This is a genomic window from Flavitalea flava, from assembly GCF_054461575.1.
In genome coordinates, this window is record NZ_JBTLQH010000028.1 from 77,278 (window position 1) to 92,089 (window position 14,812).

The 14,812-nt window shown below is 47.2% G+C and carries 6 protein-coding genes; all 6 read right to left on the bottom strand.

The window, feature by feature from the left end; genetic code table 11:
• Positions 1-3: 3 nt before the first annotated feature.
• Positions 4-360: a BlaI/MecI/CopY family transcriptional regulator gene (locus ACX0G9_RS21745; RefSeq protein ID WP_459067066.1), complete on the bottom strand. Its 357-nt coding sequence runs from the start codon at positions 358-360 to the stop codon at positions 4-6.
• Between the two features lie 71 nt (positions 361-431).
• Complete coding sequence (locus ACX0G9_RS21750) at positions 432-2,579, bottom strand: hypothetical protein (protein WP_459067067.1); 2,148 nt, start codon at positions 2,577-2,579, stop codon at positions 432-434.
• Positions 2,580-2,598: 19 nt separating this feature from the next.
• Positions 2,599-4,359, bottom strand: a complete 1,761-nt coding sequence (locus ACX0G9_RS21755; protein ID WP_459067068.1) for a carbamoyltransferase family protein — start codon at positions 4,357-4,359, stop codon at positions 2,599-2,601.
• Between the two features lie 26 nt (positions 4,360-4,385).
• Positions 4,386-5,501: a glycosyltransferase family 2 protein gene (locus ACX0G9_RS21760; protein ID WP_459067069.1), complete on the bottom strand. Its 1,116-nt coding sequence runs from the start codon at positions 5,499-5,501 to the stop codon at positions 4,386-4,388.
• Positions 5,482-10,512 (bottom strand): glucoamylase family protein, encoded by a 5,031-nt coding sequence (locus ACX0G9_RS21765; RefSeq protein WP_459067070.1) that lies wholly within the window; start codon positions 10,510-10,512, stop codon positions 5,482-5,484. Before ACX0G9_RS21765 ends, ACX0G9_RS21760 begins: the two co-directional genes overlap by 20 nt.
• Before the next feature lie 43 nt (positions 10,513-10,555).
• On the bottom strand, positions 10,556-14,812 hold a 4,257-nt coding region (locus ACX0G9_RS21770), incomplete at its 5' end, for an amino acid adenylation domain-containing protein (RefSeq protein WP_459067071.1).

The window sequence follows — 14,812 nt, forward strand, 5'->3', positions numbered from 1 at the left end:
GTTTTATTCCTTTTTTACTTCTTTTAACAGGAGCTCCAGATCCTCGACTGACAGCTTGTTTTTTTGGATCAAAAAAGATACGATATTACTGAATGAGCCTCCGAAATATCCTTTGGCTACATTGCTTAAGGTGGTTTTGGAATATTCATCGATGGAAACGGCAGGATGATACCGGTGAACCCTTCCGATATTTTCTACTTTAACAAACCCCTTATCCACCAGGGTCTTCAGAATGGTGGCCACCGTATTTTTATGGGGTTGGGGGGATGGCATTTTTTCGACCACTTCCATTAGTAAACCGTTTTTCATCTTCCATAAGACTTTCATTACCTGTTCTTCTGCCCTGGTTAACGCCTTCATTCAAAACTAAGTTTATAGTTCAAATATAAAACTAAGTTTATAGTTTTATAAAAAAAACTTTTAAATATTCGTTAATAGTTTTTAAGAAATACTTTCTCCGGAACCAGACTTTCCTTTCCTGTTACGGCGGTAAAGGAATGAATCTCCCCTAAAACCGGTAACAAGGCATTCAGGAACCTTGTTGGTGAAATATCCCCTTCTACTTCCTCCAGGGGCATGGCCGAATAAGGCCAGGAAATTTCCAGTTTATTCACTCCGTCTGTCAGCAGGTCCCACCCGATCAGAAAGGATCGGGCAGACCATTTTTCACTCATGGGCAGTTCGATAGCCTCTTCCTTTTTCTGGTTGACGATGATCCGGATCTTTTCCTTTGGTGAATATCTTTTCGGAGTCCTGTATACCAATTCAAAGTACAAAGGACATTTTCCATCAGAGATAAAGGTAAAAACAGATTCCGTTGACCGGGCCTGAGAATAGACCGGGATAGGTTCGGCAATGAGAAAATCCTGGTAGGTCGTTGTACTGTAAAATGACTCCATCAGGTTTATACGGTCTTCCGCTATAAGGTGCTCCTGAGCCCGCAATTTACTTATTTCAGGCTCGATATGGATACCTATAGCGCTTAATGACGCAGATATGGCATCCACCAGCTTAATGTCCATAAGCTTACGGCCTCTTGGCGGACGCAGGGCAAATCCGCCCTCGTATTGCCGCATCTTCCCATTTAAAATGATTTGCTCAAAAGTTCTGCAAAGGATGGTCGGACTGTATCTGGAAGCAAAATCTATAAACTGGAGCATCGTCTCCTTTACTTCTACGGAAAAAGACAAACTCTTCCGGCAATGATACCTGACGATTTCAGCGGTCTGATCATTATGCGCATTATGGATTGCCGCACAAAAATGAGCGATAGCCTTTACCAGTTTATTGGGTTCCGTACCAGAATCCTTAATCTGTCCGACCGGAAGATCTTTTCCTGTCAGGGCTCTTATCAGGACACTGGCCGCATGCCTCATGGAAAGCCGGATACCTTCCAACGTAAGGTGGCAATAATCGAAGAAGAGCGTACGGTCTGCAATGCCATCCTGCATGAACTCATTGAATATCGCGGGGGAATCTACCAGGACGACACCCGCCCCGCCAGCTTCTTCCAATAAAGTATCTCTGATGATACCAAAACATCTGGGATGATTATTGCCACCCCGGTTAACCAAAATGGAATCCCGGCAGGTTTCCAGGCATTTCCTGGCATCGCTCCATTTCCTGTTCACTATAAAGTACTCGGCTAAAAGCTCATATCCATGCGGGTTAAACGGATCGATGGTCACCATTTCGGCAGCAGAAGCCCCCATCCTTTCCCATTCTCTGTCTGCCCAGGCCGATTCAGCGGCAGCCCTTGCTTCCAGCCATTTTGTAACAGCATCGTCAGGCAGCCAGGGGAGGCTCTTGCCGATATGATCGCTTTTCCAGTCCTTTAAATTAAATCCGGGAATGATAAAGACAACCGGGATATTTTTAAAGGTCAGCGTTTGTTCGATCTCCTTTAAAAATGAGCGGATCATTTCTCTGAATTTTTCCTCCAAAAATGATTTCAGTCCGCCGAATGAATCTTCCCTGAATCTTTGATACATTTTTTTATAGTCGCTATCGGTCATAGCATCACGGAGATTGGGGAACCAGTTGTTTCCCGCAAAGATGACTACGGCATCCGGATCCAATGCGGTACAACCCCTCACAAGGGCCGTCAGTCCGTCCATCCGGAGATTCGTACGCGCCAGATCGATCACTTCCATTTCCTGCCCCCGGGCTTCCGGCAATTTATTCAGGATCCCCTCCAACTCCAGGGCCACAGTATAATAGGGATCATAAAAGTATCCCCGTGCAACCGATTCTCCAAGCAGGAGCACCCTTGTCTTATCCTTTTTAGGATAAAGCCTGTGTACATTCGCCCAAAGCGGCCAGTCAATATTCATATCCGCATCCCGCTCATAGAAAAGGGTATTATTTTCGATGCATTTTTTCCAGATGCCTATCGAGATTGGTTCTTCAACGGAAATATTTGCGGTATTTTTCTCCTCGTCTGCCTGGTTTTCAATTGGGGTACCAGACAATTCTTTTAACAGAAAGGCCATTTTTTCCCGGTCGGAAGAGTGCGCAGTGATAAGTCCTGCCAGTGAAGTGGCTATTGTTTTTAACGATTCTGAAGGCCTTGTGTCCATAACAGATTATTTAGTAAGATTAAACAAAAGTGTATACATCATGGGTGATAGCATTCGATTTTACCCTGTCTTTTTGAATGATCAACTTCAATAAGTCAAAATTGTTTTTATTCCGTTCAATTATAAAATCCTCTATTACCAATACGTCTATATCCGTTGTAATAAAACATCGCAGCGCATCTTCGGGAGAGCATACGATGGGCTCGCCTTTTATGTTGAAAGAAGTATTCAGCAAAATAGGACAGCCTGTCAGTTTGTAAAATTCACCGAGCAATTCAAAAAAAACACGATTCGTTTCCCGGCTTACGGTTTGTACGCGGGCTGAATTGTCAACATGGGTGATGGCCGGGAGTTGAAGAGGAGAAATGACTTCACAGGTCTCCAGCATAAATGGCGACAAATGATCGAGATTAAAATGATCGGCCGACAAGGCATCGATCACAGCGGGGGCAAAAGGCCTGAATCCCTCCCGTTTCTTAACCATTGCATTTATCCGGTCCCTCATCTGATCATTCCTCGGATCTGCCAGGATGGACCTTGCCCCCAAAGAGCGCGGGCCAAATTCCATTCTGCCCTGAAACCAGCCAATTACCTTGCCTTTGGATAACCGGGCAGCAGTTAATTGCAATAATTCATTTTTTCGTCCCCGAAAATCACTATACTCAACGGAGGTGGATTGCAGCAACCTGTAAATATAGTTGGAGCAATAGGATGGCCCCAGATAGACATGGGAGAGCCTTTCCGTGGAAGGCCGGGAGCCTTCAAGAACAAAGTGGGCCATTGCGGCAGCCCCGATCGCCCCTCCGGCATCATTGGCTGCGGGCTGAACAAATAAACGTTTAAATGGTCCTTTTCGAAGAATCTGACCGTTAGCCACACAGTTTAAGGCGACCCCTCCTGCCAGACAAAGATTTTCACTGCCGGTTTCCCGGAAAAGATAATTGGCTTTATCGATCAGCACTTCCTCCAGCACAACCTGCAGACTTTTGGCCACATCCTTATGGAACTGTTCCATCTCCGCATCTTCTTTTCTGGGGCTTCTCCCGAATAAACGGGATAATTCATCTGCGTACATCCGGTTCTTCTTCAGAAAAGCGAAATATTGCATATTAAGCCGGTATTGTCCCTTGGGTCCTATTTCCATTAACTGCCGGATCTGATCAACAAAGATGGCTTTGCCATATGGCGCAAGGCCCATTACCTTATACTCGCCGTCGTTCACGCCAAATCCCAGGTAACTGGTGATCGTGCTGTACAACAGGCCCAGAGAGTCCGGAAAATGCACTTCTTCAAAAATCCTTATCCCCGTACTGTCCCCTTTCCCAAAGGTTGTGGTCGCCCATTCCCCTACTCCATCCACCGTCAGAATCGCTGAATCGTCGAAGCCTGAAAAAAAGAAACTGCTGGCGGCATGTGACATATGATGATCGATATATTTTATCTCCCCTTCATAACCCAGAACCTGCCGTATTTGTCCTTCCACTTTTCCTTTAAGATCGGCACCATGAAGAATATCCGGTGAATTTCCCAGGACCCCACTCCATAATTGACGCGCCAGTTTTTTTTCCGGATCCTCATAATAAGCGATGCAATCAATTTCCTTTACGGTAAGACTCCCTTCTTTGAGACAATAGCTAAATGCATTTTTAGGGAGGGAAGGATCCGCTTTTACGCGGGTAAACCGTTCTTCCTCCGCTGCCGCCTTCAGCGATCCGTCCTGCATCAGACAACAGGCTGAATCATGAAAAAAAGCTGAAATACCGATGATATTGCGACCCATATAGTTATAATTTAAGATTGATGAAATTATTTTTTAAGGAAGGTTAGTAAGGCCCCCATCCAGGAAATATAGTCGACAGATAGTTTGAAGAAAGGAAAATATAATACGGAACTTATTTTGATCCCTTTTAATTCGTCAGATTCAAAAGGAGACAGCTGCAACAAACTAATGCATCCTGCCGCAATGGCCGTATACAGCACTATAAAAAAAGCCAGGAGAAAATGCAGGCCGATCAGGCTGATCCCTACAATTGAAAAGGGTAATAAGATCATGAACACAACTGATAGCATATCCGACAAGGTCATCAATCCGATCCTGGTTCCTTTTGTCAATTGGACTCCATAGTAGTTTTTTTCCTTGCAAAAAGTTTCCAGGTACCCCAAATTCCACCTTATTCTTTGTTTTATAAGGGCCTTAAATGTCAGGGGAGGCCGCGTCAGGGCCAATACCTTGGGCAGGTAAAGCGTCTTAAACCCCAGCTTAAGACCGATCAGGGTGGATTCCCTGTCTTCCCCGCTACGCAGCCCGCTATGCTGATCAAAGATCGAGATTAATATCTCCCTTTTATAACAGGAACCGGCGCCCGGCATCACACGGACACTCAAATCCTTTTCGTGAAATTTATACAGGTTCCTTGCCAGGGCATATTCCAGCTGTTGATACCTGAATACTTTTCCTGCCCCTTCGAAAGGAAGCATTCTAAAATAACAGCCCATCAGTTCAGGATCTTCGTTAAGAATGTTTTCATGATCCAGCAATACTTCGACACCGGAAAGATCCGTATCGAAGTCCGATAATATGACAAAGTAATGGGAGATCGCCAGGATAGTCATAAATAAGGCCCCGACCTTATTCCCGTTCGGATTTACGGAAGCGAGATAAAAAGCAGGTAGTTGGGCGTCGGTGAAAATTTCTTTTATTATTTCCAGGCTGCCGTCGGATGAACCATCGTTAATAATGATCACATCCATTTCTTCTCCGAATTTTTCGGCTATTTCCTTAAAATAGGCCACTCTTTTACCCAAATACCCGTTTTTATTCTCATTATATACAGGCACGAGCAGCGCAGTTCTTTTGTCAATCCCCGGACGCTGGCCGATCCAGCTAAAACCGGTTTGTTTTTCATTTAATGTCTTTAACATAGCGCTTTTTATTCAGGATTTTAACTAAATCAGCCACCCCGCACATTTCATCCGGGATCACCATCTGTGCTTTTGTCTGAAGGGATGCCTGATCTTCAGGGGAAAGCTGGTCCGTTGTCAAAATATACACTCCCCCCGGAAGACCTAACAGGGTCCCTGCAACGCCGGAGCTAATCAGCTCCCGGATATGATCCTGAAGAAATGTCCGGTAACCTACCAACACGTCGTTCCAGATCACCAGGTCAGCGGTAAGGCCATGCAAACGCCAGTAGGCATGCATCCGCACAAGTTCTTCCACCAGGCTGATATGGGTTGGATCTTTGATCCGGAGCAGTACTACAGGTAGTTTACCCTTCCCTTCCTCCTGGCTAAATAAAAGAACCCTGGCCAGACTGCTGAAGCATCGCTCCTCGTCTGATGACACCCCGATCCTTTTCAGGACAGGATGTAAATAGGTTGCTGCTGTTTCTTCCGGGGAGGAAGGTTCGGCGGGAATGGCGGCGGGAATGGCATCGGGTAAATAATAATCTATTTCTTTTGGCACCTGCTCCTGTAGTAATAATAAAAAACCCTGCAATTGAGGATCGGCTTCAAATCGTTTTTGCATTGGCTTATGCAAAAGAAAATAGGCCATGGAAAGAAAGATCATGCCCTGGTGATGGACCATATAAGAACCAACGGTTACCCCTTTTTTTCCCCCTGATACTTGCGGACCACCTTGCTTTGGCAGGTCAGGAAGTGAATGATCGATAGCCTCAAAAAGACCAAATTGACCTTCTGCGCCTCCGGCTGCCAGTTTCACGAGATTCCGGCAGGCTTGTTTCGGTTCTATCATGAGCGCCAATGCGGAGGCATAAGGCGCAACAACCAGATCATCTTCCAGCCTTGGCCTCAGACTTATCTCCTGGATACCGCATGCCCTGTACTGGTAATTCAGGTCCGAGTCTACCACGCTATAACAACATTCAGATATGCCCCAGGGAATACCTCTTTCCCTGCCATACCCGATTTGTTTTTTTACGACCGCTTTACAGGTCTGATCAAGCAGGGTCTTTTCATACATCGGCATAACCAATAAGGGCATCAGGTATTCGAACATCGTACCGCTCCAGGAGAATAGGATCGGTTTGTTACCAGCTTTTCCGAAGGTTCTTCCCAGGGCAATCCAGTTCTCTAGTGGTAATTTGCCCTGAGCGATACCCACGAAAGAAGCCAGCCTTGCTTCCGAGGCTAAAAGGTCATAATACCCGGCATCCCGCCGGTGCGTTTCCACATTATATCCAATGGCCAGCAGATGCATGGATCGGTCATACAGGAATTCATATTCCTGGTCGGTAAACCCGTTACAGGCGAGGACCAGTTCGTCAAGAGCCTCCATACGGGCTTGGGCAATGTGCTGTGCACGTAAAAGGCATTCCTTCAAATGCTGAAGCCACTCCTGCTCCGCCATGGTATGGTGATGATCCTGCCGGTTTTCGATCAGGGGAATTAATTCCGTTACGATTTTTAATAGCCCCTGTACGGATGGAATCTCATCGGCAGGTAACAATTCTCCAAATTTTTGAGGAAAGGAAGATAACTGTAGCCATGGCGCTTGCAGCAGGAGATCAGCCCGGATGTTTCCGCATTGCCTGTGAAGCGCCTTCGTAAAAGAAAAAGGTCTGTTCCCCGTTGAACCCGGAAGAGAGTCCAGGATCTTTCCAGATAGGATAAACAACCTGTCTGCATATAATAACATTGTGGATAATCCGGGGGTCTGAACTGCCCTTGCTTCGGTAAGTTCTTTTTTGAAATTTTCAAAGGGAATCCCTTCTTTCCAATCTTCAACAGACCCGCTTAGTTCTTCTTCCACCAAACTTAACGTGTCTGACAAACCCTGAAAAAGGCCGGGTCCTGTTATCTTCTGTTCAGGCATGGCCAGAATAGCCTGGCGCAAGGTTAGCAGGTGGCCTGCCAGGTTACCGCTGTCCACAGTAGAAACGTACTTAGGTGCGGCAGCTTTCAGAGATAACGTATCATACCAGTTATAAAAATGTCCGTGATATCGTTCTAAACGTCTCATAGTATTCATCGTACCGGAAGTACGTTCAATGAATTCCCCGGTAGTAAGATATCCGAAGTCCCAGGCGGTAAGATTGGCAAGCAGCGCCAGGCCAATATTAGTAGGCGAGGTATAATGTGCGACCTTCTCGACGGGGTATTCCTGGAAATGGTCCGGAGGCAGCCAGTTTTCAAAAGGAGATACGAAATTTTCAAAGAAGGTCCATGTCTTTCTCGTCAGCCGTCTGAGAAAAAGATTTTGCTTTTCAGACAGTTTATTTTCATCCATGGATCTGGGCTTGCTTATGAACCAGGTCATAACCGGGGAGAATAACCATAAGAAAAGAAAAGGACCTGCCCAGGCAACACTTCCCGAAGAATTAACATTAAGGAATAACAACAAAATCAGGCTGACCAGGGGCCCTGCCCACATAAAGCCGTAATTCGAGCCCGCCATTCCCAAAGGAAACTCTCCGTTGTGCCCGGGGTAATGCCATTCCAGTAGTTTTTTCCGACTGACGAGCATTCGCCAGGCGGAAAGCAGGATGGCATATCCTGAATAAAAGGCCTCATGAGGGAGACAGGCAATCCTATGCACCATTTGGGAGAATGACTTCGATGAGCCTTGAATGGGCACTGTGAGCCATGGTAATGCCATCAAAAAAATAACCGATATGCTGTAAAACATGCTCTGCCCGGGAACGATCCAGCTCCAAACCAAAAGGAGGAAGAAGGCAGGCGGCATCAGGCTGCGACGAAGGTTATCAAAGATCTTCCATTTTGATAGAGCGGAAATCGGGTTTTTGACAAGACGCTTTCCAGGGCCGGGAACGAATGGCAGTATCCAGAACCCGATTTGCCAGTCACCCCGGATCCAGCGGACACGACGCCGCACATCGGTCCTGTAATTATCAGGATAGGCTTCATAAAGCCGTGTATCGCTCAATAAGCCGGATCTTATATAACATCCTTCCAACAGATCGTGACTAAGGATCCTATTTTCGGGCCATCGGCCCCGCAAAACTTTTAAAAAAATATCAACATCATAAATTCCTTTTCCAATAAAGGAACCTTCATTGAACAGGTCCTGGTAAACATCTGCACCAGCCAGGGTGTAGGGATCTATCCCCGAATCGTTCTCATGCATATGCGCATAAAAAGTACTTTTTTCTTCCTTGAAATATACGCCTATCCTGGGCTGAATGATACCGTACCCTTCCGTTACCCGCTGTTTCTTTTCACAGTATACGGCTCGGTTCAAGGGATGTGCAAGCGTACCTATAAGTTTCCAGGCAGCATTGCCTGTCAATCGCGTGTCCGCATCCAGCGTAATGACATATTTTATTTTTGGAAAAATTTCAGGATTTCCAATAATGAGTGAAAAACCTTCCTTGGCATTTGTACGCAGCAGAACGTTTAATTCCATCAGCTTCCCTCTTTTACGTTCGTATCCCATCCAGGTGTGTTCAGTGGCATTCCAATGGCGGGGGCGGTGAAAAAGGAAAAAAAGAGAGTTAGAGGGTCGTCCGTATTTTCTGTTCAGGTCTTCTATCTTCTTTTTTGCCAGTTGCAAAAGAAGATCGTCTCCTGGAACCGTTTTATCCGACGCATCCTGAAAATCGGTCAGCAGTCCAAAATGCAGATTATCATCCTGATTTGCCAGGAAACGTACTTCCAGGTCATACACCAGCTTTTCCAGCTCTTTTTTATCCCTGAGCAAGGCGGGTACAATGACCAGTGTACAAAATTCCGGGGGAATCCCTGTCGAAAAATCCATCCTCGGAAGCCGCCTGGGAATTATAAGGAACTTTGTCAGCAGATCAGTGACCGTTATTGCCGCCTGACCTGCACAGGCCAACGAAAACAAGCCGGCCAGGAAGAGCCAGATCCTTTCGGCTCCGGTTCCCGCCGGATAGCTGCCTGCAAACCGCGAATATCCCCCCATAAAAAGTGTGACCCCAATGATGAACGTCAGAACGCTGATCGAGCCGGCATAAACCAGAAGAGGATAATCCCGAACCTTTTTCTCCAGCAGCTCCTTTCGCGACCTGCGGACATTCATCAACTTTTCCAGGATTGGACGACCCGAATCGATAAGGTAAAAACCTACATGTGCGGTACGATTGTCTTCCCGGTTATACCTCTCAGCATTTTCTTTCGCCAATTGAATGGCCGCCTGGGCCACTTCCTTACAGGACCTACCACTGTTCCAAGCCATTTTTTCTACGGCATTGCGATAATCGTTCCGGGTAAAATAATCCATTTTTGGATAGATGCCACCGATATCCCTGCGCAGGATCGGCTCTATAACACTTGTATCATCTATAAAGTCATGCCAGTCCATTGCGGTCAGGATACGAAGGCTGGTTATATTGTTCCTTAAGGAAAGCCAGTTTATCATCTGTTGGTGGTCAACCCGGTTTGCCGCAATCGATTCGGACATAGAAACGGCTATACGTCGCAGATTCTCGATAAGCGCCAGCCGGAGAAAGGTAGGAAATGCCGACAGTTCATTCTGAGACAGGACGGAGAGGGTCTGGTAGGAAAGTATAAAACCTTTCAGGCTTTCCGGATCAAGCTGCCCATCGCTATGTGAAATAATCTCCACGGCGATAGCATAAATTCTCGGCAAGCCGTTAGAGGGACCATCGGTCAGATGCCAAAAATTTTCCGGGATCTTTTTTGGCTGTCCTTTCCTGGCCTTATGGATCTGGTCCTTTATTAAAGGGAAATTATTCAAAAACCACTCAATAGCCCCTGTTCGCCTGTTTACTTTTGCGGCTGTTGCAAACTGATCATGTATTGCTGTTAATACCGATTCGTTGCCGGACAATCTCCTGAAAAGCCCGGCCGCTTTACAACCCGAACCAACCCGGTGTTTTCCGGCCACTGTTTTACCATACCCCTCTATTTGTCCGGAGCTAAATAATTCGGCTCGAAAAGGCGATGGTTCTGTTGATTGTTTTTGCATGGAGTTGTAGTTTGTAACCTGTTGGTCTGCTTTCCTGCTAAGTTTACCCCTGGTTAAATCTGTCTTTTATATGCCGGGCTATTATGGCCGAATTCTCTTTGTTTATCATGGTGTCGTGATCTCCGGGTACCATGCGGAGTTTCAGATGTTCGGCAAATCCTGCCCAGCCTAGCATCTCTTCGCGTTCGGGCATATTGGTCTTTTCCGCCTTTAGAATAAGTAATTCGCCCCTGATCTTTCCGGGGGGACTGTAGTGCATCTGTGTATTGAATATCCTGACGTTGATTATCCTGGATAAGAATTCAATGGTCTTTTTCTTTTCAGGGATCTTTCCTTTCACAAAACCGGCCACGAAAGGCATCATCGCTTTCAATGGCAAACCCGATAAGTGTTCTTTCAGTTCATTCACCCAATCCGGGTAAGGGACTTTGATGATGTCGAAACTGACAAAATAATCTGCTATCATTTGCATTATAAAAACCGTTTCATTGAATTCGGGAGAAACAGCCCGCTTCACGCCTGCAATTCCATCCAGTACGGCGACAAAGTCAATGACCTGACCTTTCTTTTCCAGCTGAACGGCCATCTCATAGGCAATATTCGCTCCGAAACAATGCCCTATGAGCCGGTATGGCCCATTCGGCTGTGCATTGCGTATCCATTTGATATTTTGTGCCGCCACTTCCCGGATGGTATTCAGCGGCTTCCCTTTTTTTTCGGTTCCTCTCATGTGAAGGCCATAGACCGTATAAATATCTCCTAACGCTTCGGCAAGTTGCTGAAAAGCGTCACTTCTTCCGCCTGCACCAGGGATAAGGAACACCGGAAGATCATATGGGCTCTCGTGTAATAATACCAGATGCAGGTTGCCGGAAGGCTTGCTTCCTGATGCCTGGCCAGCCGAACTCCGGGCCACCCCTTCCCATTTTGCAGCCATCTGTGCGATCGTCGGATGCTCAAAGACATCCCCGATCGAGGCATCGATCAAAAGCATTTTCCTGACCTGGGCAACCAGCCTTATCCCCAGCATTGAATGACCTCCCAGCAGAAAAAAATTATCGTTTACACCCACCTGTTCTATATGCAGCAGTTCCTCCCAGATAAGGGCCAGCTTTTTTTCCAGATCGCTGCCGGGTGCCACATACTGGTCCCGGTAAAGCTGATAGGTATCCGGGTCGGGCAGCGTCTTCCGGTCCACCTTGCCGCCTGGAGTCAGGGGCATCTCCTTGATTTCCACCAGGACAGGAAGCATATAATCAGGTAACCTGGCCTTAAGGAAATGAAAGATGCCATCCCTGTCGGCTTTTCCATTTGCTACGAAATACGCAATCAACCGCTTGTTACCGCCCGGCTCCATCCGGGGTAATACAGTTGCCTGGCTCACCAGATCCGACTGAAGCATTACGTTTTCGATCTCACCCGGTTCAACCCTGTATCCTCTGATCTTCACCTGGTCATCCATTCTTCCCAGATAAATGATGTTACCGTCAGGAAGCCACTGGCAAAGATCTCCCGTCCTGTACATTCTTGAGCCACCGGGAAGCGTAAACGGATCGGGCACGAACCGGTCAAATGTCAGTTCAGGACGGTTCAGGTACCCGTGTGCAACCGGAACTCCGGCAATATATAGTTCCCCAGCCCCACCAACCGGCACAGGATGCTCATTCCGGTCGAGGATGTATAAGGCAGTATTGGCAATCGGTTTCCCGATAGGGACATACCCGGTTATCTCATCTTTCCCTGGCAAAGCCCAATAGGTTACTTCAATGGAGGCTTCGGTCGGTCCGTATAAATTATATATTACGGCATTGGGCAGGCGCTCCCTGAACAAGTTTACCTGCGGTCTTTTTAATGCCTCTCCGCTGCACAATACTTTTTTTAAACTTTTGCATTCTCCCGGTTGAATTTCCGGTAGGAAAAGGGATAAAAAAGAAGGCACAAAATGAATCGTGGTAATTTTCCGGCCGGCAATAAGTTCTTTAAGATACCCTATATCCTTATGTCCGCCCGGTCTGGCAAAAACAAGCCTGGCGCCGGCTATGAGGGGCCAAAAAAGCTCCCAAACCGACACATCGAAACAATAGGTGGTCTTTTGCAATACGACATCCTTTCGGGTTAGCCTGTGATAACCTTGTGCCCAAAGCAGCCGGTTCGCCAATCCGTGATGCCCGACCATCACTCCTTTGGGCAATCCGGTCGACCCCGAGGTGTATATTACATAAGCAGGATGATGCAGGCCCGGGGCTCCGGGAGCCATACTTTTCGCTTCACGGGCTATTTCCTCCCATTGGCCGTCTAGCTCCAGTATCAATCTGGCCTGCACTCCGGCAGGCTCCCCGTTCAGTACACGGGTCCGGCAGGAACTACTGGTCAGGATGACCGAAGCCCCCGTATCTTCCAGCATATAACGGACCCGGTCGAACGGAAATTCGGGATCGATCGGTACATAGGCCCCGCCCGCCTTCATAATCCCCAATATCCCGATGATCATCTCCAATGAACGTTCGAGGCAGATCACCACAAGGCTTTCAGCCCGCACACCTTTTCTCCGTAATAAATTTCCCAGCTGATTGGAACGATCTTCCAGTTCCCGGTAACTTATCGACCGATCTTCATAAATAACAGCTACAACGTCCGGTATCCTTTTTGCCCGTTCCCGGAACAGATCTACTACGGTCTTTTTTATCGGGTGGACAGTACCGGTATTATTGAACCCTTCTAATATCCGGAGCCGTTCTTCATCCGTCATCATCGGCAGATCGCCGATCCTTGGTGTAGGATCCGCAACGATACCTCTCAGCAAACTTGTAAAATGGCCGGCCATCCTTCGGATCGTTTCTTCCTTGAAGAGATCCGTACAATACTCGATATTGCCCTGCAGACCATCCGGACTTTCCGCCAGGGAAAGGGACAAATCGAATTTCGAGGTCGTATGACCGGAAGGTTCCATTCTTACTTCCAGTCCTCCCGGGGATCCCGCTCTTACTTCTCCCCGCTCATTATGTTGGAAAAGGAAAAGGACCTGAAACAGCGGGCTCCGGCTCATTTCCCTTTCCCTGACCACAGCCTCAACTACTTTTTCAAAGGGAACCTCCTGGTTTTCGTATGCACCTATGGTCGTCAGTTTCACCTGTTGCAATAGTTCCAGGAATCCGGGGTCACCATTCAGGTCGCTGCGCAGAACCAATGTATTGATAAAAAAACCGATCAATCCTTCTACTTCACTCTGCTGGCGTCCGGCAATAGGGCTGCCGACCGCAATGTCCGACTGACCACTATAGCGATACAGGAGCGTCTTGAACCCTGCGAGTAAACACATGAATAAGGTGACGCCTTGCTGTTGGCAGAGTACCTGCAGTTTATCCTGCAATTCTTTTTCAATATTGAACGACAATACATTTCCCCTTGTACGCTGAACGGACGGACGGATATAATCGGTGGCCAGGTTCAGTGGACTGGTACCTGACAATTTTTTGCGCCAGTAATCCAGTTTTTTTTCCATCACTTCTCCCGTTAAATACTGCCGCTGCCAGATCGCATAATCCGAATATTGGACCGGCAGTGGTGGCAAACGGGCACTCCTTCCCGTTACCCGGCTTTCATAAAATTCGAAAAATTCATTCACCAGTATCCCATTGGACCATCCATCGGAAGCAATATGGTGCAACACTACCACTAAAACCGCTTCCTCAGGATCCAGCCGGATCAACCGGGCCCGAAGCTTATGATCTGCAGAGAGGTCGAAAGGCCGGTTGATCAAGTCTGTTATATAGCTCCGTAAGGCTTCAGTATCCTTTTTATATAGTTTTTCATCTGTTGTTTCCAGTTTCCAAACGTCTTTTCCCAATACCCGCTGGGAGGCAATGCCCTGGTCCGCCTCAATAACCGTCCTGAGCACTTCATGGCGGTTTACGATACTTTGCAGGGCAAAACACAGGGCGTCTTCATTTATCGTTCCCCGTAACCGTAATACCGCCGGGATATGATAAGATACACTTCCTTCTAATTGATCAAGGAACCACAATCTCTCCTGGCTGTAAGACAAAGGAACCAGAGGAGGTCTTTCCTGAATCGTTATCGGTGGGAGCAGCCTCTTTCCGGAAGATATAGTTAGATGTCCGGCCAATAAGCCGATCGAAGGGAAGTCAAATACATCTCCGATGGAAACCTCGATCTCCAATTGTTTGCGCACTGCAGAAATAAGCCGGATGGCTAACAGGGAGTGCCCTCCCAGCTCGAAAAAATTATCGTGGATCCCTATCCGTTCCACACCTAATAATTCTTCCCAGACGGCAACTAA